The 22,250-nt window shown below is 72.6% G+C and carries 20 protein-coding genes; 12 read left to right on the top strand and 8 right to left on the bottom strand.

Annotated elements, in window-relative coordinates; translation table 11 throughout:
* Positions 1–163: 163 nt before the first annotated feature.
* Entirely contained in the window at positions 164–1,129 is a 966-nt protein-coding gene (locus ACVGV2_RS04150; protein ID WP_459164723.1) for a LysR family transcriptional regulator, read from the bottom strand.
* 63 nt (positions 1,130–1,192) lie between these two features.
* Between ACVGV2_RS04150 and ACVGV2_RS04155 the strand changes: the two genes are divergently transcribed.
* Positions 1,193–2,491, top strand: a complete 1,299-nt coding sequence (locus ACVGV2_RS04155) for an MFS transporter (protein ID WP_459164724.1) — start codon at positions 1,193–1,195, stop codon at positions 2,489–2,491.
* Here ACVGV2_RS04155 and tatB read toward each other — a convergent pair whose 3' ends face one another.
* The 4 genes from tatB to sigE form a co-directional block, all read right to left on the bottom strand.
* Positions 2,492–2,908 carry a Sec-independent protein translocase protein TatB gene (gene tatB / locus ACVGV2_RS04160; protein WP_459164725.1) on the bottom strand — a complete coding sequence of 139 codons (417 nt, stop codon included), beginning with the start codon at positions 2,906–2,908 and terminating at the stop codon, positions 2,492–2,494.
* Between the two features lie 172 nt (positions 2,909–3,080).
* Positions 3,081–4,706 carry a S1C family serine protease gene (locus tag ACVGV2_RS04165; protein WP_459164726.1) on the bottom strand — a complete coding sequence of 542 codons (1,626 nt, stop codon included), beginning with the start codon at positions 4,704–4,706 and terminating at the stop codon, positions 3,081–3,083.
* A gap of 169 nt (positions 4,707–4,875) precedes the next feature.
* A complete protein-coding gene (locus ACVGV2_RS04170; RefSeq protein ID WP_459164727.1) occupies positions 4,876–5,688 on the bottom strand; it encodes an anti-sigma factor family protein in 813 nt (270 codons plus the stop codon).
* Positions 5,685–6,308, bottom strand: a complete 624-nt coding sequence (sigE, locus tag ACVGV2_RS04175; protein ID WP_459164728.1) for an RNA polymerase sigma factor SigE — start codon at positions 6,306–6,308, stop codon at positions 5,685–5,687. The genes ACVGV2_RS04170 and sigE overlap by 4 nt, the downstream gene beginning before the upstream one ends.
* 297 nt (positions 6,309–6,605) lie before the next feature.
* Between sigE and ACVGV2_RS04180 the strand changes: the two genes are divergently transcribed.
* Positions 6,606–7,199 carry an O-methyltransferase gene (locus ACVGV2_RS04180; protein WP_459164729.1) on the top strand — a complete coding sequence of 198 codons (594 nt, stop codon included), beginning with the start codon at positions 6,606–6,608 and terminating at the stop codon, positions 7,197–7,199.
* A 48-nt stretch (positions 7,200–7,247) separates the two neighbouring features.
* Here the strand turns inward: ACVGV2_RS04180 and ACVGV2_RS04185 are convergent, their stop codons facing one another.
* Positions 7,248–8,429 carry an Mrp/NBP35 family ATP-binding protein gene (locus ACVGV2_RS04185; protein ID WP_459164730.1) on the bottom strand — a complete coding sequence of 394 codons (1,182 nt, stop codon included), beginning with the start codon at positions 8,427–8,429 and terminating at the stop codon, positions 7,248–7,250.
* Between the two features lie 265 nt (positions 8,430–8,694).
* Between ACVGV2_RS04185 and ACVGV2_RS04190 the strand changes: the two genes are divergently transcribed.
* The 9 genes from ACVGV2_RS04190 to ACVGV2_RS04230 all read left to right on the top strand — a co-directional run bounded on the left by ACVGV2_RS04190 (position 8,695) and on the right by ACVGV2_RS04230 (position 18,629).
* The gene (locus ACVGV2_RS04190) at positions 8,695–9,183 is read left to right on the top strand and encodes a MarR family winged helix-turn-helix transcriptional regulator (protein WP_459164731.1); all 489 of its coding nucleotides are present in this window, start codon (positions 8,695–8,697) and stop codon (positions 9,181–9,183) included.
* 111 nt (positions 9,184–9,294) lie between these two features.
* A complete protein-coding gene (locus tag ACVGV2_RS04195) occupies positions 9,295–9,828 on the top strand; it encodes an NUDIX hydrolase (RefSeq protein WP_459164732.1) in 534 nt (177 codons plus the stop codon).
* 175 nt (positions 9,829–10,003) lie between these two features.
* Positions 10,004–10,963, top strand: coding sequence for an HpcH/HpaI aldolase/citrate lyase family protein (locus ACVGV2_RS04200; protein ID WP_459164733.1), 960 nt, complete (start codon positions 10,004–10,006; stop codon positions 10,961–10,963).
* A gap of 131 nt (positions 10,964–11,094) precedes the next feature.
* Entirely contained in the window at positions 11,095–14,892 is a 3,798-nt protein-coding gene (locus ACVGV2_RS04205; protein WP_459164734.1) for a patatin-like protein, read from the top strand.
* A gap of 128 nt (positions 14,893–15,020) precedes the next feature.
* Positions 15,021–15,545, top strand: coding sequence for a general stress protein (locus ACVGV2_RS04210; protein WP_459164735.1), 525 nt, complete (start codon positions 15,021–15,023; stop codon positions 15,543–15,545).
* Between the two features lie 677 nt (positions 15,546–16,222).
* Positions 16,223–16,480, top strand: coding sequence for a hypothetical protein (locus tag ACVGV2_RS04215; RefSeq protein ID WP_459164736.1), 258 nt, complete (start codon positions 16,223–16,225; stop codon positions 16,478–16,480).
* 26 nt (positions 16,481–16,506) lie between these two features.
* A complete protein-coding gene (locus tag ACVGV2_RS04220) occupies positions 16,507–17,073 on the top strand; it encodes a PH domain-containing protein (RefSeq protein WP_459164737.1) in 567 nt (188 codons plus the stop codon).
* A gap of 94 nt (positions 17,074–17,167) precedes the next feature.
* Entirely contained in the window at positions 17,168–18,031 is an 864-nt protein-coding gene (locus ACVGV2_RS04225) for a PHP domain-containing protein (RefSeq protein ID WP_459164738.1), read from the top strand.
* 142 nt (positions 18,032–18,173) lie between these two features.
* Positions 18,174–18,629, top strand: coding sequence for a hypothetical protein (locus ACVGV2_RS04230; protein ID WP_459164739.1), 456 nt, complete (start codon positions 18,174–18,176; stop codon positions 18,627–18,629).
* Positions 18,630–18,817: 188 nt separating this feature from the next.
* Here ACVGV2_RS04230 and ACVGV2_RS04235 read toward each other — a convergent pair whose 3' ends face one another.
* On the bottom strand, positions 18,818–20,143 hold the full coding sequence (locus ACVGV2_RS04235; protein ID WP_459164740.1) for an aspartate aminotransferase family protein: 1,326 nt from the start codon (positions 20,141–20,143) through the stop codon (positions 18,818–18,820).
* Between the two features lie 199 nt (positions 20,144–20,342).
* Here ACVGV2_RS04235 and ACVGV2_RS04240 point away from each other — a divergent pair, with 199 nt between their 5' ends.
* Positions 20,343–20,939: a helix-turn-helix domain-containing protein gene (locus tag ACVGV2_RS04240; RefSeq protein ID WP_459164741.1), complete on the top strand. Its 597-nt coding sequence runs from the start codon at positions 20,343–20,345 to the stop codon at positions 20,937–20,939.
* A 72-nt stretch (positions 20,940–21,011) separates the two neighbouring features.
* Here ACVGV2_RS04240 and ACVGV2_RS04245 read toward each other — a convergent pair whose 3' ends face one another.
* Complete coding sequence (locus ACVGV2_RS04245; protein WP_459164742.1) at positions 21,012–22,241, bottom strand: Rv3212 family protein; 1,230 nt, start codon at positions 22,239–22,241, stop codon at positions 21,012–21,014.
* Positions 22,242–22,250 lie beyond the last annotated feature (9 nt).

Raw genomic sequence — 22,250 nt, forward strand, 5'->3', positions numbered from 1 at the left:
CAGTGTTTGATCCGCAGCGGAGCATACAACCTCGCGCCGTCGCTCGGGAGCAGAACCGGTGAATCGGACAGGAGGATCCCGCCGTTCGCGGCGTGCTCTCCGTCACCGGTGGTGCGCTCGCTGGTGGCGAGCGGTGCCGGTGGTCAGCTCCTGCGCCCGGCCGTCAGCCTCCCGTCAGCCTCCCGAGGTCCCCCGTCAGCCCCCGGGGGGCCTGCGCCTGCTCGGCGGCGAAGTCGCGGAACCGCGCCCCGGCGGGCGGCAGGCTCGTCCCCTCCGGCCAGGCCAGCCCGATCGTGCGGTGCGCGGCCGGCTGCAGCGGAACCTCCACGCTGCCGGGCAGCGGAGCGGTTTCGGCCTCCGGCAGCAGTGCGATGCCGAGCCCGGCGGCGACGAGTCCGCGCACGGTGTCCACGTCGTCGACCTCGAACGCGATGCGCGGCGTGACGCCGGCGCGTTCGGCCAGGGTGGTGATGATGCGGCGCATCCCGAAGCCGTGGCGGATCATGATGTGGTCCTCCTCGGCCACATCGGACAGCCGCAGCCGCTTCCTGCGGCGCAGTCGGTGGTCCGCGGGCAGCACGAGCACCAGCGGCTCGGTGCGCAGCGGCACGGTGTCCCAGCCGTCCCGGTCCGGCAGCGGCGAGACGAGGCACAGGTCGAGGTCGCCGCTGGCGGTGCGCTCGAGCAGGTCGTCCCGCGGCCCCTGGGAGAGCTCGAAGCGCACCTGCGGGTGGCGGTCGCGGAAGTCCCGCAGCAGCGGCGGCATGAGGCTGCTGCCCATGGTGTGCTGGAACCCGAGCGCCACCCGGCCGCGTTCCGGGTCGAGGTCCTCGGCCACGCGGCGGCAGCCGTTCTCCAGCGTGCGCAGCGCCTCCTCCGCGGCCGCGGCGAGCTGCCGGCCCGCGCGGGTGAGTTCCACCCCGCGTCCGCGGTGGGTCAGCAGCGGATGGCCGACGTGCTCGGCCAGTCGCGTGATCGTCCGGCTCACCGTCGGCTGCGGCATGCCCAGCCGCTCGCCCGCCCTCGTGAGATGCCCCTCAGCGGCGACCGCGCGCAGCACCGCCAGCGCGGGAGCGAGACGCCCGACGAGCTGCGAAACTTCCTCGGAACGTGGTGATTCATGCGTCATGGTATCGATCGTCCGACATTGCCGTATTGGACGCATCGATGACCGCCGCTCGATCCTGGCCCCGTGAGCGCAGTCGACCCCGCACGCGTCCGCCGGATCCGCGCGAGCCTGCTGCTGGGAGCGTTGGCCCTGTTCGCGCTGCTGTACGCGCCGCAGCCGGTGCTGCCGCAGCTGTCCGCGGACTTCGGCCTGTCCCCCGGCACCGTCGCCCTGCTCGTGTCCGCCGCCACCCTCGGGCTCGCCGTGGCCGCGATCCCGCTGGGCACGTTGTCGCAAGCGGTGAGCAGGCGCACGCTGATGATCGTCGCGCTGGTCACGGCCGAGGTGCTCGGGCTGGTCATGCCGTGGATCGGGAACTTCCCGCTCATGGTCGGGCTGCGGTTCGTCCAGGGCGCGGCCATCGCCGGACTGGCCGCGATCGCCGCGGCCTACCTGGCCGAGGAGACCGGTGGGCGGCAGCTGGGCGTGACCATGGGGCTGTACGTCGCGGGGACCACCGTCGGCGGCATGTCCGGACGGCTGCTCGGCGGCGTGGCCGGCGACTTCCTCGGTTGGCACGGCGGCATGTTCACGGTCGCGGTGATGGCCGCGGTGTGCACCGCCGCGTTCGTCGTGCTGCTGCCCGCCGAGCAGCACCACCAGCGGGAACCGCTGCGCTGGCGGCCGCTGCTCGAAGGGCTGAGCGCCGCGCTGCGCGACCCCGTGCTGTACGCGCCGTACCTCGTGGCCGCGCTGGGCATGGGCGCCTTCGTCGCCGTCTACAACGTGCTGAGCTTCCGGCTCAGCGCGCCGCCGCTGAACGTGCCGCCGGCGCTGGCGGCGCTGGCGTTCCTCGCCTACGCGGCGGGCACGGTGACTTCGGCGCTCGCCGGGCGCGCCGCTGACCGCTGGGGGCGTGGCGCGACGCTGCTCGGCGGGCTGGCAGCGGCCGTTGTCGGGCTGGGTCTCATGCTCTCCGAGCGGCTGCCGGTGCTGCTGCTCGGGCTGGTCGTGTTCACCGGCGGGTTCTTCGCCGCGCACGCGGTCGCCAACGGCTGGGTCAGCGCACGGGCGAGCAGCCGGGTGCGCGGGCAGGCCTCCGCGATCTACCAGTTCGCCTACTACGGCGGCAGCAGTCTCGGCGGTGTGCTCGGCGGCGTCGCCTACGGCGCGTGGGGCTGGACGGGCATGAGCGCGCTGCTGGCGAGCTGGTTCCTCCTCGCCGCCGTCGGCGTGGTGCTGGCCTCGCGGCAGCGGCCGGAACAACTACCACCGCGCGGTGGCTCCGCGGTTGCGTGCGGACATTTCTCGAGAAACGTCGGCGACTTTTCTCGAGAAACGTTCCAAACCACCCGGGCGGGCGGGGATGTGGTGCCTCGCTGATCAGGTGGCGTCGCTGTCGTAGGGCGGGCGTTCACCGAACTCGAGGGGGTGCTGCCGCGACGTGGTCCGCGGGCCGGTGCTGGGGTGGTGGCCGTTACCGCCGGTGCTGCCGTCCGTGCTGCCGTTGCTCGCATCACCGAACAGACCGCCGTCCGAGTCGAACAACTGCCGGCGCACGGCGGTGCGCGGGTTGAGACCGCGGACGCTGCGGAGATCCTCCAGCGGCTTGCGCAGCTCGTCGAACTCGGGGCCGAGTTCCGAGCGGATCTGCTCGCGGGCACCGGTCGCGTAGTCCTTGAGCTGGCGCACTGTGCGGCCCAGCCACGCCGCGCCTTCGGGGAGGCGTTCGGGGCCGAGCACGAACAATCCGACGAGGACCAGGACCAGGATCTCGCCCCACCCGATGGAACCGAACACCTGCCCTACCTTTCGGATCTTCCTCTCCCGGCGCACCGGCCGGGCACGCCACCGGCAACCAGGGTACCGGTCGGTGCTGCGGACGGAACCCCGCGCCGCGGGTCGGTGTGCGCGTTCCCGCAGGTGTTGCCGCGGCATCACCGCGCCCTCACCCGGGTTTCCCCGCCTCGTTTCAGAGGGTGACGTCGAAGACGAGCTCGCGGCCTTGGCGGACGACGGTGACCGGCACCTGCTCGCCGATCCGGTGGCCGTCCACCGCGACGACCAGTTCGTCGGCGCCGCCCACCGGCCGGTCGCCGACCCGAGTGATCACATCGCCCTCGGCGATCCCCGCGGCAGCGGCCGGGCCGTCGTTGCGCACGTTCTGCACCTGCGCCCCGTCCTGCAGCCCGTCCGTCACCGACTTGGCGTTCACCCCGAGATCGGCGTGCTGGGCACTGCCGGTGCGGATGATCTCCTGGGCGATGCGGCGGGCGTCCTCGATCGGAATGGCGAAGCCCAGGCCGATGGACCCGCCCTCGCCGCCGCCGCTGCCCGCCGTGCGGATGGCGCTGTTGATGCCCACCACGGCACCGCTGCTGTCCACCAGCGCACCCCCCGAGTTGCCCGGGTTGATCGCCGCGTCCGTCTGGATCGCATCGATGACCGCGTTGGTGTCGGTGCCCTCGCCGGCCAAGCGCACCGGCCGTTGCACGGAGCTGACGATGCCGTTGGTCACCGTTCCCGACAGGCCCAGCGGCGAGCCGACCGCCAGCACCTCGTCGCCGACGGACAGCCGGTCGGAGTTGCCGAGCTGCGCCACCGTCGGGTTGGACACGTCGACCTTGAGCACCGCCAGGTCGGTCTTCGGGTCGCGCCCCACCAGCTGCGCCGGAACGCGCGTGCCGTCGTGGAAGACCGTTGTCAGCTGGGCGTTCGCCGACTCGGCGGCCATCGAGACCACGTGGTTGTTGGTGATCACGTAGCCCTCGCCGTCGATGACCACGCCCGAACCGGTGCCGCCCTGGGCGCCCAGCTGCACCTCGACCGAGACCACGGCGGGCACGATGCGCTGCGCCACCGAGGACGTGGAACCGGCCGGCCGGTCCTGGCCCGGAGTCACCTCGGACAGCGTCGCGTCCGGACTCGTCAGCGAACCGCCGTCCCGCGTGGCGATGCCGCCCACCAGCGCCCCGCACAGGCCGATGACCAGGGCCAGCGCCCCCAGCGTGAGCAGTGAGCGAGGGCGGACGCGGCCGCCGAACAGCACGTCGCGCGCGCTCAGCAGCGGTCCCCGCTGCGCTGACCCGCCATCGCCGGTGTCCTCCTGGGCGGCGGGCGGGCCGAGCGCGACCGGGTAGGAGGGCTCCCGCCACGGTGCCTGCTCCGGCGAATCCCAGGTCGCGGGCTCGTCCGCGGCCTCGGACCCCGTCGGGGCTCCTGCCGGTTGCTCACCCGGGGAGCGTTGCAGCGTCGCATCGCTGTGCGGCGGGCGGCCGAACGCCTCGGCGAGGGCTGCGGAGGGAGGCTGCTGCTGCACCTCGTGCGGCGGTTCGGGGGTCTCATCGCGGCGGTCGAAGCCGTCGCTGACGCCCGGTGGGCGGCCGAAGACGGCTTCCTGCTCCGGGGCGACCGCCGGGCGTTCGACGGGGCGCGGTGGCAGCCGCGGGTGCTCCGGGGCGGTGGAGTCCTCGGGGGCCGACCGTTCGCCGGACGCGGTCGAACCGCCGTGCGCGCGCGGTGACTCGCTGCGGTCGGCGTCGTCCTCGTCGCGCGCACGTCCCGGTCCGTGCGCGGATGCTGGCGGCTGCTCGTTCATCGCTCCCCGGGGAATGCGTTCGAATCAGGTGACCGACTACGAGTTCACCACATCAGCGGGGTGTGCGCGCTACCGGTGCTGCTGGTGCAACGGGTGCCGGCCGGCGCGAGCGCGATGACCGCCGGCTCCGCGCCGGTGCCCGGCTGAACGCGCCCCGGCGGGGCGGTGATCAGGAACCGGCGGTGGCCGACACGCGGTCGGGCGGGCCCGCGGAGGGCGCTGCGCCCGCGGGAGCGCGGTCGTGCTGCGGCGCGGGTGGTGCCGGGGACGTGGAAGCGGAGCTGCTCGTGGGAGCGAGGTCCGTGCGGGCGGTCGCGGGCAGGCGGCTGTCGCCGTCCGGCAGCGAGGCCTGCTGCGGCGTGGTCTCCTGCTCGTCGCTCGGCGGGTTGACCAGGGCCAGCGCACCGAGCATCAGCCCGGAGAACACCACTCCGGCGCCGTGCCGGGTGCGGCGCTTGCCGCCGTGCCGTTGTGACTGGCCGTGCTGCTGGGACTGTCCGAGTTGTTGTGCCTGGGCGGCGCGGTCGGCGTCCTGCTCGGACGTCTGCGATGCGTCCGAGCCGAGCGGGGTGCTGCCGGCAACGGGGCGGTTGCCCAGGGGAGTCCCGTTGGCCAGGGAAGTGCCGCTGCCCAGGGGAGCTCCGTCGCCCAGGGTCGTTCCGGAGCCGAGGCGCTGGGAGGTGAGCAGCTGGCCCTCCTCGGACAGCGCCAGTTCCTCCGGTTGTGCTGGCAGCTCGGTGTGCTGGGGGATGGAGAGCAGGTTGCGCACCAGGTCCGAGGAGATGGCCGGCGAGTCGGCATCCCGGACGGCGCTGCGGGCCTGCCGCTGCGTGCTCGCTTCGGTGGTGCACGCCGAGCAGTGCGCCAAGTGGGACGCCGCGCGGTCACGGGCGTTCGCGCTGAGCTCACCGTCGACGAACGCCACGATCGCGTCCAGTGCGAGGTGTTGCTCGGAAAACCCCCATCCGCGCACACCGTTCATGCGGAACAATCCTCCTGAGTCTGCGCACGGCGTTTTTCCAGGGTCGCCTTCATCAACTGCCGACCGCGGTGAATCCGGCTGCGCACTGTGCCCAGCTTTACCCCCAATGTAGCGCCGATCTCCTCGTACGACAGTCCTTCGACGTCGCAGAGCACGACAGCGGCGCGGAACTCGGGGGCGAGCCCGTCGAGCGCGGCCTGCAGATCGGGGTCGAGCCGGGTCGCGTGGTACACGTGCTCCGGGCTCGGATCACCGCCGGGCAGCCGCTCGCTGTCCTCCGGCAGGCCCTCCATGCGCAGACGTGAACGGCGGCGGGCCATGTCCAGGAAGAGGTTCGTGGTGATGCGGTGCAGCCAGCCCTCGAAGGTGCCGGGCTTGTAGGAGGCCAAGGAGCGGAAGACCCGGATGAACGTGTCCTGGGTGATGTCCTCGGCGTCGTGCTTGTTCCCGCTCAGCCGGTAGGCCAGCCGGTACACCCGGTCCGCGTGCTGGCGCACGACTTCGTCCCAGGTGGGCGGAGTCCAGGTCGACTCGCCGGTGGCCGCAGGCTGCGAGACCGGGGTCTGCACGGTCGGCAGTTCCTCGGTCTTCGGGCCGGGAGTGATCGGCTGGGTTGCCATGGGCCGGAATGCCACCTCCTGCGGCGGATGCGGACGGGAAACGTCCGGGCGGACTCGAGTGTTCCCGGCAGTACCGATGCGCAAACGGCTCCGGTGCTGCCGCGACGTGTGGGCAAGCCTCGTCCATGCAGGTGAAAACGGGGTTATGGGCGCCTGAGAGGGAGCTAAGAATGCCAAGGGGGTGGCGGGACTCACAACACCTCGGCGGCGATCGGATCGCGCCGGGAAAACAACCAAGCCCTAACGATGTGCACGACCCCGTCCCGCACGCGGGGCGGGTGCAATAGCCTACCCCACGTGAGACCCGAGACCTCGGTCGGAGCCGGCCCCGCGCGGCGGGACGACCGGTCGCCGGCGAACGTCCCCGGCGAGGACACCGCGCCGTCGTCACGGCAGGTGCTGCGCTTCCTCGCGACGGTGCTGCGCGCCAGGGCAGCCGTGGAGATCGGCACGGCGGCCGAGGGAACCTGCGCCACCGTCCGCGGAATGGCCGAGGACGGTGTGCTGACCTCCATCGACGTCGACCCGCAGGCGCAGCGGCGGGCGCGGCAGGCCTTGTCCCAGGCCGACATCCCGCACAGCCGCGTGCGCCTGATCAGCGGTGCCGCGCGCGAGGTGCTGCCGCGGCTGACCGAGGGCGGCTACGACCTCGTCACCGTGCGGACCGCGACGACCGAACCCGCCGAGTACCTGGACCTGGGTGTGCGGCTGCTGCGTCCCGGTGGCGTCGTCGTCTTCGACGGCGTCCGGGTGGATGGCGCGGGCGCGGTCCAGGAGCACCCCACTACCGGTGCGCGCGAGCTGCTCGGTGCCGTGCGTGCGCAGGACGAGCTCGTGCCGGTGGCGCTGCCCGTGGGCACCGGGATGTTCGCCGTGGCCAAGAGCACCTGAGTTCCTCCCGCCCGACCCGCTGCGCCGGCCAACCCGCGGCCTGTTTCATCAGGCCGGGGAGACGGACAGCAGCTTGCCGGAGAGCCCCCGCGCGCGGGTGGACAACTGCTTGGCCACGTCGAGCAGCACCGTGGACGCGCTGGCGTCCGGGTCTTCCAGCACGAGCGGGGAACCCCGGTCGCCCGACTCGCGCAGCCGCGTGTCCAGGGGTACCTGGCCGAGCAGGGGGATGTCGGTGCCGACCGAGCGGCTCAGCGAGTCCGCCACGAGTTGTCCGCCGCCGGAGCCGAACGGCTCCACGCGGGTGCCGTCGGGCATCTCCATCCACGACATGTTCTCCACCACGCCGGCCAGCCGCTGGCGGGTCTGCATCGCGATGGCACCTGCGCGCTCGGCCACTTCCGCGGCGGCCTGCTGCGGTGTGGTCACCACGAGGATCTCGGCGTTGGGGATCAGCTGCGCCGTGGACAGCGCGACGTCTCCGGTGCCCGGGGGGAGGTCGAGCAGCAGCACGTCCAGGTCACCCCAGAACACGTCGGAGAGGAACTGCTGCAGCGCGCGGTGCAGCATGGGGCCGCGCCAGACGACCGGGGTGTTGCCCGGGGTGAACATGCCGATGGAGATGTGCTTCACGCCGTGCGCCTGCGGCGGCATGATCATCTTCTCGACCTGGGTGGGTTTGCCCTCCGAGCCGAGCATGCGCGGCACCGAGTGGCCGTAGATGTCCGCGTCGACGACACCCACGGACAGGCCGCGCTCGGCCATCGAGGCCGCCAGGTTCACGGTGACGCTGGACTTGCCCACGCCCCCCTTGCCGGAGGCCACGCAGTACACGCGGGTCATCGACCCCGGTTCCGCGAACGGGATGCGGGGTTCCTCGGAGTCGCCGCGGAGCTTCTGGCGCAGCTCCGTGCGCTGCTCGTCGCTCATCACGTCGAGCTCGACGTGCACGGAGCGGACGCCTTCCACCGCGGAGACCGCGGTGTCCACCCGCTGCGTGATGGTCTCCCGCATGGGGCAGCCCGCGACCGTCAAGTACACCTCGACGGTCACGTCCCCGTCGTCGCCGATCGACACGGACTTGACCATGCCCAGTTCGGTGATCGGCTTGTGGATCTCCGGGTCGTGAACCTCGCCGAGAGCACCGTGGATGTCCTTCTCGGCGGGAATGGACTGCGTAGTCACGTCTGCCTGGCACCGACCTTTCCTGCGTGTGCGCTCACCCACCATGCTACGGACGGGTAACTCCGTCATGCGCGGCGGCGTGCGGTCGCCCTCCGTCGGAGGGAGTGCCCCGATTGTCCGGCCACGTCCCTCCCAGGTTCAACGACAGGGGGCGCGGGATTCCGCGTGTCGGGAAGCTTGGCCGTTCCGAGTGAGTCCCACCCCTCCGGAGGAGCCCGGCCACCGGAGGAGGACCGCGGCCGCCGATGCGTTGATCGCAGCTACCGGGCCTGTGCGAAGTCACGCGATCGCGTTTCGTAACATCCGGGGCGTGGCTCACGCAGAGCTCGACCGATTACCGACCCACGACGAGGTCCTGGCGTACCGCAGCTTCCTGCGCGCGTACGCCCGGGTGACGCGCTGCCTGGAAAACGACCTCATCGACGAGCAGAAGCTGTCGCTGGCCGCGTTCGAAGTCCTCGAAGCCCTCGTCGACGCGCCCGGGCAGCGGCTGCGCATGACCGAACTCGCCGATGCCGTGCTGCTGTCCCGCTCCGGCGTGACCCGCCTGGTCGACCGCCTGGAACGCCTCGGGCTGGTCGATCGCGTGCGCGTGCGTTCCGACGGGCGCGGTGTGCAGGCGGTGATCACCGAGCAGGGCGAACAACGCCTGCGGGACGCGGTGAGCATCCACCGCGCCGGCATCGCGGACTACTTCGTGCGCGCGGCCACCGGCGACCTCGACGCGCTGCACCGGATCTGCCTGCGGCTGTCCGAGGGAGGGGTGCCGGCGCCGCCCGGAAACCGCGCGCAAGCTTGAAGGCCGTAGCGCGAGCCGCACGGCAGCCTGTGGTTCGCCCGGTTGCTTCGGCAGCCTTGTTCGGCAGCCCTGATCGGCAGCCCTGATCAACGAAGAGGAGGCAGGGAAGCGGTGTCGGAACGCGGAAGCACTCGCGGTCAGCCTGGGACGGCGCCCGGCCGAGCCGCCGGGTGCCAGGACCCCGGCTGCCAGGACCCCGGCTGCCAGGACGGGGACAGCCACCGGGAAACCACCATCCGCGCCGTCGGGCTCGTCCACTTCGCCGCGGACCGCCTGCTGCTCGTCCGCGCAGCGCGGCAGCGCTCCTTCTACCTGCCGGGCGGCAAGATCGATCCTGGTGAGACGGAGGAGGCGGCGTTGCGGCGCGAAGTGCGCGAGGAGCTCGGCGGTGAAGTGCGCGCACCCCGGCTGCTCGGGCGCTACCGCGCCGACGCGGTGGGTCAGGGCATCGGCGCGCGGGTCGAGCTCGCCTGCTACGCCGGTGAGCTGCTCGGTGAGCCGCGGCCCGCCGCGGAGATCGCCGAACTCGCCTGGATGAGCCTCGCGGAGTACCGGAGCAGCGCCGAACCAGCCCCCGCCGTGCTGGCCATGTGGGTCGAGCAGCGCCCCGGCGGTGCCGCCGGGCAGGTTCCCGGCGTGGTCTGACGGCGGCTGATGACCCGGCTGATGGCCCGGCTGATGGCCCGGTAGGTGGCCCGACAGGTGGCCCGTAGGGGAGGAGGTCGCCGCGGTGCAGCCGAGTGATCTCCGCCGCGACCGCCCCGCCCGTGCGCGTGATAGACAGGCGAACCGAACCGCACCCGCACCAGCTGGAGGCACCATGGTCGACCGCCAACGGGCCCGGCGCAGTTGCCTGGCCGTGCCCGGCTCGAGCGCCAAGATGATCGACAAGGCGCGCGGGCTGGACGTGGACCAGTTCTTCCTCGACCTGGAGGACGCGGTGGCTCCGCTGGCCAAGGCCGAGGCCCGGGACCGGGTGGTCGAGGCGCTCACCGCGGGCGGCTGGGAGGGCAAGATCCGCTCGGTGCGCGTCAACGCCCTCGACACCGCGTGGACCTACCAGGACCTCGTGGGCGTGGTGGAACGCGCGGGTGCGCACGTCGACACGATCATCCTGCCCAAGGCCGACGCGGCCGAGCACGTGCGCTGGCTGGACCTGACGCTGACGCAGATCGAACGGGCCTGCGGACTGCCCGTCGGCGCGATCGGCATCGAGCCGCAGATCGAGAGCGCCGCGGGGCTCGTGGCAGTCGACGCGATCACCGCCGCCTCGCCGCGCGTGGAAGCGCTCGTCTACGGCCCGGCCGACTTCATGGCCTCGATCAACATGCGCTCGCTGGCGGTGGGGCACCAGCCGCCCGGCTACGACGTCGGCGACGCCTACCACTACGTGCTCATGCGGCTGCTCACCACCGCCCGCGCGCACGGCGTGCAGGCGGTCGACGGGCCGTACCTGCAGATCAAGGACGCAGACGGGCTGCGGCAGGTCGGCGGCCGCACCGCCGCGCTCGGTTTCGACGGCAAGTGGGTGCTGCACCCGGCGCAGGTGGACGTCGTCAACGAGCTGTTCTCCCCGCGGCAGGAGGACTACGACCACGCGGAGAACATCCTCGACGCGTACGCGTGGTACACCTCCGCATCCGGCGGAGCCCGGGGCGCGGCCATGCTCGGTGACGAGATGATCGACGAAGCCTCCCGCAAGATGGCTCTGGTCGTCGCGGGCAAGGGGCGCGCGGCCGGACTGCGGCGCAGCGACCGGTGGGTGCCGCCGCAGGAATAGCGCGAAGGTCCGCCGGCCCTCCGCGCGGGGCGGACGGTCGAGCGTTCTCCTCGATCTCCGTCCCGCAGCGTTCGCTCGCGCGATAGGTTCTCAAGCGAACGGGTGCAGCGAACGAAAGGTGAACCGTCCAGGTGGGCAGCACGGCGGGTTCCGGCGACCAAGGCGAACTCCGGTTGGCACTGGCCATGCGCGGCGGCGCGAGCTTGGGGGTGTGGATCGGCGGAGCGGTCGCGGAGATCGACGCGCTGCGCCGTGCGCTGGCCGAACCGGAGGCGGCGCGCCCCGCCCCGGAGGCGGGTGCCGCCGGGGATTCCGGCGGGGACGCGGTCGGCCGGGACGAGTCGGGGCAGACCGATAAGACCGACGAAGCGGATCCGCCCGATGGGACCGGTGGGACCGGTGAAGCCGGCGGGACCGCGCACCCGTGGGCCGCGCTCGCCCGCCTGGCGGGCTACGACTCGGTCGGCGTCGACGTCCTCGCAGGCGCCTCGGCCGGCGGCCTCAACGGCAGCCTGCTCGCCGCATCGCTCGTCTACGGCGCGCCGTTCGACCGGATGCGGGACCTGTGGGTGCGCCTGGCCGACATCGAGGCCATGGCGCACGCGACACCGCGCCTCGGTCGGCCCGCACCCCGGTCGCTGCTGGACGCCGACGGATACCTGCGCCCGCACCTGGTGCGGGCGATCCTCGACCACGCCACCGAACCCGGCGGCCTGCCCGCGCGGCTGGACCTGCTGCTGACGGCGACGCTGCTCGATCCGCAGCCCGATCACCAGCACGACGACCGCGGCGCCTCGCTGCACCTGCGGCGGCGAGAAGCCGGACTGCGGTTCCAGCAGCACGGCGTGCCCGGTGATCCGCTCTCGGACTTCGCCACCGGGGCGGACTTCACGACGACGGCGGGGCGGCTGGCGCACGCCGCGCGCACCTCCGCCAGCTACCCGTTCGCCTTCGAACCCTCCCGCGTGCACAGCTCGCCGCACCGGCCGCCGGCGGGGGAGCCGAACCTGTTCGGCGTGTTCACCGAGGCCACCGACCGGCCCGAGGCGCCGTTCCGCGTGATCGACGGCGGCGTGGTGGACAACATCCCCGTGGCCGCGGCCATCCGCGCGATCGCCCGCGCTCCGGCGAACCGCCCCACGAGCCGCTGGCTGCTCTACCTCAACCCGGAGGCCGCCGAACCCGCGGAGCGCCCGGACGGCCTGCCGCTGCCGGTGGCCTCCACCGCGCTCAAGGCCCGGCTCAGCCAGGAGTCGCTGCGTTCGGACCTCGACGTGCTGTGGGAGCACAACGACGCGGTGCGCCGCCGGGAGGCCCGCCGCGCCGAACTGCTCGCGCCGGTGCGCCAGGTCGCACCCGAGCAGCGCCTGGACGAGCTCGCGCGGCACGCGGAGGTGCTGCGCGCCCGCAGCACCGCACTGCGGGCGGAACTGGACGCGCAGGCCACGTACCGGCTGCTCACCGCACCGCACGAGGCGGAGGCGGAACGTCCGCTGGCGCCGACCACGCGGGAGCCGCTCCAGGAGTGGTCGGCCGAGGCGGTGGCCGATCTGCGGCCGCAGCTGTCGGCCGTGCTGCCCGAACTCGTCACCCCGGAGACGCTGCACGACGTCACCGGTCTGCGCTCGGCCGTGCGCGAATGCCTCGGCTGGGCGCGGGACCTGGAGACCGGGCAGGGCGCCGACGTGGGCGACTGCAAGGACGTGCTCTACCGCCTGTGGACGTTCACCGAGGTCCTCGCCGGCTGTGCCGACCGGTACTGGCTGCACGGTGCGCGGTGGGAACCGATCGTCGAGCGCGGTGAGATCGACGCGTGGGTGCGGCGCGTGTGGCAGCGCCGCGAGCGGTTGCAGCACCGGTTGCCCTCGCCGGTGCGTCCGCTGCTGGCCGCGACGCTGCGCGCGGTCACCGAGGCCGATGCGTTCGCCGCGCACCTGGCGGACTTCGCCCGGGAACTCGAATCCATCGTGGACTCCTCCGGCGGGGACGCGGTCGCGGAGGAGTCCGATCCGGTGGACGTGGTGGCCGAGGCCCGTGCCGTGCTGGACGCGGTCGTGCAGCGGCTCGCCGGCTCCGCCGCTGCGCGCTCGGAACCGGGCACGGCAGCGCAGCTGGGCTACGACCTGCTGGAGCGGGCGGCCGATCCGGCAGCGGTGCTGCGGCAGCTCGTCGTGCTCACCGCCGGGCTGGATCTCGGACGCAACCCGGGCACGACGATCAACCTGCTGCGGGTGGCCAGTGACGAGCCCAGCCCGCTGCCGTTCACCGCGCTGCAGCGCGGCACCGGGCGGACGGCCGCCGCCGACAAGGTCCGCGGCAGCGACCTCGGCAACTTCGCCGCGTTCCTCTCCGCGAGCTGGCGGGCCAACGACTGGATGTGGGGTCGAATGGACGCCGCCGCGAGCCTGGTGCGGCTGCTGGCCGATCCGGCCCGCTGGGTGCAGCGCGCCGACGGCGCCGAGGCGGTCCTCGACGCGCTGCGCCGCGTCGTGCGCACCCCGTCCGCGGCGGAACTCGGTGCGCGGCAGGAGCACGCCGACCGGTGGCGGGAGTTCCTCGACGAGGTGTGGACGCGGTGCTCCGAGGACGTGGGCAAGGAGCTGGCGGAGCTGTTCGCCCGCCCGGAGGAGGCGCACGACCTGGTCGTGACGCGGCGGATGCTCGTCGAGCGGCTGCACTGGATGATCGCGGCCGAGGAGTTGCCGCACGTGGACCGTGTCGGGGTGGCCGGTACCGACGGTCCGGGTCCGGGCGCTGCTGCCCCGCCCGCTGCTGCCCCGACCGGTGCGGTTCGCTCGGATGCCGTCCCGCCCGAGGGGACCGGCTCCGGCGGTTCCGGGGAGTCCGGTGTGGACCGTGCGGCTGCCGCCTCGGCCGCGGCACCGGCAGAGCAGGACGCGGCGGAGCGCTCCGGCATGGCCGTGGCGGGGGCCTCGGCGGCGGCGCCGGCCGAGCCGGCTGCGCAGCCCGAGCCGGCCGCGCAGCCCGAGCCGGCCGCGCAGGGAGCAGTGGCCGCGCAGTCCCCAGCGGGGGCATCGGTCGCGGAGGCTGCGACTGCGGCGCAGCCCGCAGCGGCGCAGCCAGCGCCTCCCGGACCGGACGAGGTCGTGCGACGGGTCACCACCTACGACGTCGGCCGCGAGCGCCTCGGGGACCTGCCCGCGCGACACCGCGCTCGCGTGGCGCTGCGGCTCGGCCTGGTGGCCCACGGGGCCGTCCGGCCGCGGGGAGGTGGCGTGGCGGCCTGGTTCGGCCGGGCCGCGCTGACCCTGGGCAAACCGTTCGTCCTGCTGGCGTTGTTCGCCTGCGCCGTGCCGCTGCGGGCGGCTGCGCTGGCCTTCGCGGCCGCGAGCGCGGTGCTGTGCACGGGGCCGTTGGCGCCGACGGCGGCGGTGGCCGCGGGTGGCGGAATCCGCAGTGGTTCTTCGTTGGACGCCGTGCTCGGCTCCGGCGGGGGACTGCCGCGGTTGCTGTTCGACGTCTCGGGGGCGTCCTTCGGCCCGGGCGTGCTCCTGGCCGGAGCGCTGGCGGTGGCGGCGGCCGGCTGCGCGGGCGTGCTCAGCACGCGGGTCCTCGGCGGCGGTGCGCGGCGCTGGGCCGCGGCGATCGCGCTCGGTGTCGTGCTGGTGGCGGCGGCCGGTGCCGTGTTCGCCGCCGGGTTCCGCCTCACCCCGCTCGGGCTCGCCGCGGTGATGGGCGTGCTGACGTGGTTCGCCGCGTTCGCCTACCACCGCGAGGCGCGGGCCGAGGTGAGCGTGCTCACCGCGGCGTGCTTCGTCTTCGTCCCGCTGGCATGGGAACTGGCCGGTCTCGGCCTGGTGTCCGGTGGGTGGGTGCTCGCCTCCGCGGTGTTCGCGGCCGCGGTGCAGGCGCTGTTCATCGGCCTGGTGGACGTGCTGCCGCCGCGTCGCCGCGCCGATCAGGTGTGATGAGACGATCTGGGCGGGCTCGGGCGCGCTATCCTGGTGCGAGAGGACGTTCGCGCAGGATGTGCTCCACCGGGTGGAGAGCCCGGTCGGCCCAGCTCGTGGCAGCACGTTTTCCGGAGGTGTCGACGGTGTCCAACCCGTTCACCGGTGGCGGCCGGCCGGCGCCGGGCACGCCGAACCTGCCCACGCCGCCGACAGGATGGCCCATCGGTTCCTACAGCACTTACGAGGAGGCGCAGCGCGCCGTCGACTACCTGGCCGACAACGAGTTCCCGGTGCAGGAAGTGACGATCGTCGGCGTGGACCTGATGCTCGTGGAGCGCGTCACCGGCCGCTTGACGTGGGGGCGCGTGCTCGGCGGCGGGGCCGCCTCGGGCGCGTGGTTCGGTCTGTTCGTGGGGATCCTGATGGGGCTGTTCACCCCACCGCAGAGCAGCTGGTTCGGGCCGGTGCTCGTGGGGCTGGGTGTTGGTGTGCTGTTCGGCCTCATCTTCGCCGCGGTGACCTACGCCTCGGCCCGCGGGCGGCGCGACTTCTCCTCGGCCAGCCAGCTCGTCGCGGGCCGCTACGACGTGCTGTCCCAGCCCAAGCACGCCGAGCAGGGGCGGGACATGCTGGCGCGGCTGGCGATGCGTCCGCCGTCCGCGTCCTGAAAACCCGGCTCCTGGGAACCCGGCTCCTGGGAACTCGGCGTAGCTGGGAACTCGGCGTAGCTGGGAACTCGGCGTGCTGGGAACTCGCTGCTCCGTTCGAGTGAGGGCAGCGCGACTGCGGTGCGCGCTGCCCGCTCGTGCCGCGGAAACCCGCACCGCGTCATCACTCTCCGTTGGTCTCGCCGGGTTGGCCCCGGCGCTCCTCCCGGAATGCGGGATCCCGATTCGGCCGGACGGATCGCGTTTTTCGCGGCCGGGATTTCGCGGCGCGTCGGAGCCTCCCCGCCGAATTCCGGCGGGGAGGGCGTCGACGCGCGAGGAGGGCTCGGCTTTTCCGCGATTCCGTCCGCGTCACCGGCGAGGATTCCGCGATTCTCGGGTCCGCCGGAGCTCGCCGGGCATTCTCCGCGGAGGCCGGTGCCGGTGATCGACGTCTCCTCGGCGTTTCCGGAGCGCGAGCCCGCCACTGCTCCGCCCGGCGCGGTCGCGTCCCCTGTGGAGGGACTCGTGCGCGCGTCCCCGCATCGCGAGCACGTGGAATTCCGCCATCCGGCCGCCGTTTCTCACCCGTGTGGAGCACGTCCGACGTGCCCGCCCGGCAACCCCCATGGCCGTCGGGTAAGATCACCGACACGGAGGGTAGTTGAAGGTCGGGCGTCGCTGGGAGACTGGCCCAAGTGCGGGACAGTGCTCCCGTTCGGCGGCTGAGTGCGGTACAACGGATCGGCAAGCGCCTGCGCTACATCACGGGCATTTGGACGGGGTGCGTCACAGTGAACATCAAGAGAATTCTGACCTGGGCCGTTGTCGCGTTCCTGTTGTTCTTCTTGTTCAGCTCGCCAACGCAAGCCAGCGACCTGGTCACCGGACTGCTCGGCAGTCTGCGGTCAGCTGCCCAATCCGTCATCACCTTCATGGAGAATCTTTTCGTGTAGCCCGCGGGCTGGGAAGGTGGGACACCGTGTTCTCCCCGAGAGACCCCGACGAGTACCTGCTCGACACGGAACGCCGGGTCATCCGCGTCCGGCGGCACTGGGCCTGCCTCGTGTGGGACTTGTTCGAGGCCGTGGGGCTGCTCATCGGCCTCGTCATGGTGTCCTACCTGGTTCCGCCGACGGCGAACGCGGTGATGAACGTCCTGTGGTACCTCGGGCTGGTCGTGCTGCTGCGGTTCGCCTACCAGGTGCTCGACTGGTACGTGGAGCGCATCGTCGTCACCGACAAGCGGTTCCTGCTCACCAGCGGGATCTTCACCACCAACGTGGCGATGATGCCGGTCACCAAGGTCACCGACCTGAGCTTCCACCGCAGCGTGCCCGGTCGCCTGCTCGGCTACGGCACGCTGATCGTGGAATCGGCCGGCCAGATCCAGGCGCTCAACCGCGTCGGCTACGTGCCCAACCCGGACGAGGTGGAAGACGCCATCTCCAGGCTCGTCTTCGGCGACAAGAAGGCCCAGCAGGACCGGTTCTCGATGCTCAAGGCGCGCCGCGCCGCCCACGGCCAGCGCCGCACCGCCAGGATGTGACGACACCGCTGCAGCAGCCCCCACCCCGGCCGGCCTGCCCCCGGCTGGAGAGCCTCCGAGCCGGCGCCGCCCGGGCATGGGGGACACTGGCGGGGTGCGAATCGACCTGCACACGCATTCCGCGGAATCGGACGGAACCGACACGCCGACCCAGCTCGTCGACGCGGCGATCGAAGCGGGCCTGGACGTGATCGCCCTGACCGACCACGACACCACTGCCGGCTGGCAGGCCGCCGCCGAGGCGGTGCGCGCCCGCTCCGGGAGGCTGCGCCTCGTGCCGGGAGCCGAACTGTCCTGCGCCTGCCCGAACGGGCGCGGCGGCACGGTGACCGCGCACCTGCTGGCGTACCTGTTCGACTCCGGATCCCCGACGGTCGCAGCGGAGCAGTCCCGGCTGCGGGCCGAACGGCGCGAACGGCTCCGGAAGATGGCCGGCATCATGGCCGAGGCGGGCTTCCCCGTCGACCCGGACGACGTGATGGACCGGCTGCCCGCCGACTCCCCGGGCGGGCGACCGCACCTGGCGCGCGCGCTCGTGCGCGGCGGCGCGGTCTCCTCGGTGGACGAGGCCTTCGACCGGTACCTGCACTCGGCGGGCCCGTACTACCTGCCGCGCGCCGACACCCCCGTGCACCGGGCGATCGAGATGATCACCGAGGCGGGCGGTGTGACCGTGCTGGCGCACCCCTTCGCCCCGCGCGGCTCGCGGGTCACCGCCGAGGTCATCCGTGAACTCGCCGGAAGCGGCCTGGTCGGCGTCGAGGTGGACCACCCGGACCACGGTCGGCGGGAACGGGAGCAGCTGCGCGCGCTCGCCGCGGAACTGGACCTCGTCCCCACCGGCAGCAGCGACTACCACGGGAAGAACAAGACGCTGCGCATCGGCCAGGAGCAGACCCCGCCCGCGTCGCTGGAGCGGCTCGCCGAGCTGAGCACCGGCAGCGTGATCCTCGAGTGAGCGCCGCGGCGCGACACCCGCGTGCTGCGTAGTGTGGGGTGCGTGCAGCGGCAGCACCGCGGTTGGTGCGAACGGCGGGGACGGCGCTGGTGCGGGATTGCTCGACGCTGCGCCCAACGACCGACCGAGTGAGGACCCGTCCATGCGTACATCCCCGAAGCTCTCCGCGCCGCACGGCAAGCACGCAGCACCGCGCGGCAAGCCTGCTGCGCCTTACGGCAAGCCTGCCGGGCCGCGCGGAACGGCGCACCTGGCGCAGTCGGTGGCCTCGCCGCGCGCACCTCTCGACCCGGTGCGACCGGGCCGGCGCGCGCCGCGGGCGCCCGGACGTTTCGGGCGGGCGGTGCGCGGGCTCAGCGGCAGCCTCGCCGCGGGGTTGTGCGTGCTCGCGCTGATCGTGCTCGGTGTGCAGATCTGGATGGTGAGCCACGGGCAGCAGGGTCCGGGCTTCGGTGTCGTCGTGGGGCAGCTCCTCGCGGCGCTGCTGGGGCTCGCGCTGCAACGGGTGGCCGAACCCCGCGGGGGCCTGCGCGGCGGTTCAGCCTGCCTCGGCGTGCACGTCGTCGTCTTCGGCACGCTCGCGCTGTGGTGGTGGTGATCCCCGACCGCGTCGGGGCCGCTTCACCTGCAATGATGGTTGCCGCGGGTGGTGTGCGGGCCGACGTGCTCCCGCCGGCGACCTCCCGCCAGCGGCCTTTCCGCCGGCGTCTTTTCGGCCAGCAGTCCCCCGTCGACGTCCGTGCAGCCGCGCGTCGGCGCAGGTTTTGATCGTCGGCCGGCCGGTGGTCAGTCCGCAGGGGGCGGGGCGTCGTCGTCCTGCCGGTCCAGCTGCTTCTTGCAGGTGGTGACGGCTTGGTCGAGGATGGCGATCGCCGTGTCGACCTCCTCCTGGCCGATCGACAGGGGCGGCGCCATGCGCAGGCAATTCGCTTGCGAGCCGACACCCTTGACGATGTTCATCGACAGCCCGAGCCGCAGGCACTCGGCGGTGACCGCGGCGCCCAGCGCGCTGGCGGGCTCCTTGGTCTCCCGGTCCGTCACGAGTTCCACTCCCACGAGCAGTCCCCGGCCGCGCACATCCCCGATCTCTTCGTGCTTTTCCTGCAGCCCGCGCAGCTGGGCGAGGAGGTGCTCGCCCATCCGCGCGGAGCGCTCGACGAGGTTCTCCTCCTCGAGGACGTCCAGGACGGCCAGACCGGCCGCGGCGGGCATCGGGTCGGAGACGTGCGTGGTCAGGTGCACGAAACCGTTGTCCACGGCGGCCTCTTCGATCTCCGCGCTCGTGATCGTCGCCCCCAGCGGGACACCGCCGCCCAGGGTCTTGGACGCGGTCAGGATGTCGGGTGTGGCGCCCTGCTGCTCGAAGGCGAACATCGTGCCGGTCCGCCCGAAACCCGTCTGGGCCTCATCGACGATGAGGAGCATGTCCCGCTCGTCGCACTTCTGCTTGGCGGCCGCCAGGTACCCCTCCGGCAGGGGGATGATCCCACCGGTGGACAGCACGGGCTCGACCACCATCCCCGCCAGGGAGCCGGCGGAGGCCTGGTCCACCGTCTCGAAACCGACGTCGAGGCACAGCGTGTCGCAGGCGTTCCGGCAGTGCCGGATCGGGCAGCGGTATTCGTACGGAGCCGGGATCGCGTGGCTCCCCGGCATCCACGGGCCGTAGCCCTTGTGCCCCATCGAGAAGGTCACCGAGTTCGTCCCTGCCAGCAGTCCGTGGAAACTGCGCGTCAGGCCCACCATCTCGAACTTGCCGGTGCAGGCCTTGGCCAGCCGGAAGGCGACCTCGTTCGTCTCCGATCCGACGTTCAGCAGCATCGACCGCACCAGCGGTTCCGGGAGCAGTCCCGCCAGGCGTCGGGCCAGTTCGAGCACGTCGTCGTTGACCATCCACGAGTTGAGGTGGACCACCTCCCGCAGCGAGCGTTGCACGGCCGCTGCGATCTTCGGGTGGTTGTGCCCGAGGGTGGAGCTGATCTGCCCGGAAGTGAAATCGAGGATCCGCTCGCCGTCCTTCGTCGTTATCCACGGCCCCTCGGCGGTGTCCACGACGAACGGGGCGAAGTCCCCGGCGTAGCGGATCAAGTACTGCTCGCGCTCGTCCTGCATGTCGACTGCTCCCTCGCCGTCGGCACCGTCGACCGGAACATGACGGCCGCCGCGTCCAGTAAACTGGATCCAGACTGCGACTCGAGCGGTGTTCCGTCAAGAATAGTAGCCGCAGGGCGAGGTGCGTCGTTTCCGGAGCGGAACTGTGCCGAGCTCCCGTCCACTAAACTGGGCGCAGTGCGTCGACGGAAGGGGTGCCGTGAGCAGCAGCACGACAGGGGTTCCGGAGCAGGCGGCCACCTCGACCGAGGAGGAGCTGGGACGGCACATCCGCGATGCGCGCCGCAACCGCGATTTGACGTTGGAGCAGCTCGCCGAGCGGACGGGGCTCTCGCGCAGCTACCTCAGCAACGTCGAGCGCAACGTCAACAGCCCCACCGTCGGCACGCTGCGCACCATCCTCGACGCCGTCGGCGTTTCGCTGACCCAGCTGTTCCGCACCGTCGAGGGCGGGCGCAGAGCCCTGGTGCGGCCGGACGACAGGGTCGAGATCGTCAACACCGGCAACGCCGCGATCCGGTACGAACTGCTCAACCCGGACCCCGCGGGCCGGCTGGAGATGCTGATCATGAAGGTTGCCCCGGGCGCCTCGTCCGGCCCGGTCGCCCACACGCACGCCGGCGAGGAAGTCGGCTTCGTGGTCAGCGGCCAACTCCGCTACTGGGTCGACGACACCTGCTACGACCTGAACGCGGGTGACGCGGTCAACTTCGAGGCCACGCACCCCCACCGCTACGAGAACGTCGGCGCGGAGGAAGCCGTCAGCGTCTGGGCGATCACTCCACCCAGTTTCTGAAACCGCACCGCAGTTTCTGAAACCGCGCCGCAGTTTCTGAAACCGCGCCGCGGCCGTGCTTTCCGCCGCGGGTCAGCCGCCCGCCTGCGCAGCGCCGAGAGCCACCACGGTGTCCCCGCGCTGTTCCAGCACCACGGGACCCGCGGTGCTCAACCGGACCGGGCCGGAGTAGCCACCGCGGTCGACGGGGACGGTGCGCAGCCGCTCACCCGTGTCGGGCGCGACGACGGCCAAGCCCTCGGCGACCGGCACCAGCAGCCGCCCCCCGAAGTGCACCCCCGGCCCGAGCGCATCGGGCAGCGTCCACACGGGGGTCAGCTGGTTCGGGTCGAGCGCGAGCGTGTCCGCCCCGGTGTTCCAGTAGAGGTACCGCCCGTCCGCGGTCTCCGGCGTGCGCACCGGGCCGTCGGCCGGGCGGTCGGACCCGACGCGCACCGGGTGCTCGGTGACGAGGCTGCCCGAGGTGGTGCTGAACACCTGCAAGCGTCCGAGATCGGACAGCAGCACGGCCACGCGCTGCTCGGACACGGCGACGACCTCGGCGGAGGAGCTGCCGACCAGCGTGGTCACGACCTCTTCCGGCTCTTCGCTGTCCTCGGGGTGGGCTTTGATGACGGTGATGCGGTCGGTCGACTCGCGGGGGCACTCCTCGATCAGCGCCACCCGCTCGTGCCCTGCGGCCGCCGAGGAGTAGGTGCAGTCGGGCCGGGGCACGTTGTTGTCCGGGTTCTTCGGTGCCGCGGGCACGCCGAACTGCTGGGTGCGCACGAGGTCCGAGCGCCACGACTCCACGAGGTCGCGACCGGTCGCGGTGACGTAGGTGCCGTCGGAGAGCAACTGCGTGCCGAATTCGGCGTCGGTGTTGCGCTGCGGCCCGCGCACGCCGTCGGGACCGCGCAGCGAGGTGACCTCGCTGCAGTTGTGCTCCTTGCGGTAGACCGCCAGGGCGCGGTCCCACTCGGCGCCGACGGTGCACAGCGGGAGGTCCCGCGCGTAGCGCCAGGCGGGTTCACCGGTGACCGGGTCGCGGCCGGCGACTTCGGAGCCCCGGCCGGTGACGACGGCGGGTCCTGCGACGACCGGGCTGGTGGTCGCAGGCGACTCGGCCCGCCACCGCTCCTCGAACCGCTGCGGCACCGTCCCGGCAGCGGTTCGTTCCGGGATCGGTGCGGCGGCGGGCTGGGAGCGGGTGGCACGCGCGTCGCTGTGCCACCACAGCGCTGTGGCCCCGACGAGCACGGCGATCACGAGCGACACCGCCGCAGCGATGTCGCCCCTCGTGCGTCGTTCCGGACGGACCACGGTTCCTCC

This window comes from Bounagaea algeriensis, assembly GCF_054491375.1.

Coding starts and splice junctions, on each gene's coding strand:
- ACVGV2_RS04150 (WP_459164723.1), bottom strand. CDS start 1,129: ATGACGCATGAATCACCACGTTCCGAGGAAGTTTCGCAGCTCGTCGGG.
- ACVGV2_RS04185 (WP_459164730.1), bottom strand. CDS start 8,429: ATGGTGGGTGAGCGCACACGCAGGAAAGGTCGGTGCCAGGCAGACGTG.
- sigE (WP_459164728.1), bottom strand. CDS start 6,308: ATGGCAACCCAGCCGATCACTCCCGGCCCGAAGACCGAGGAACTGCCG.
- ACVGV2_RS04200 (WP_459164733.1), top strand. CDS start 10,004: ATGGTCGACCGCCAACGGGCCCGGCGCAGTTGCCTGGCCGTGCCCGGC.
- ACVGV2_RS04165 (WP_459164726.1), bottom strand. CDS start 4,706: ATGAACGAGCAGCCGCCAGCATCCGCGCACGGACCGGGACGTGCGCGC.
- ACVGV2_RS04230 (WP_459164739.1), top strand. CDS start 18,174: ATGCGTACATCCCCGAAGCTCTCCGCGCCGCACGGCAAGCACGCAGCA.
- ACVGV2_RS04235 (WP_459164740.1), bottom strand. CDS start 20,143: ATGCAGGACGAGCGCGAGCAGTACTTGATCCGCTACGCCGGGGACTTC.
- ACVGV2_RS04170 (WP_459164727.1), bottom strand. CDS start 5,688: ATGAACGGTGTGCGCGGATGGGGGTTTTCCGAGCAACACCTCGCACTG.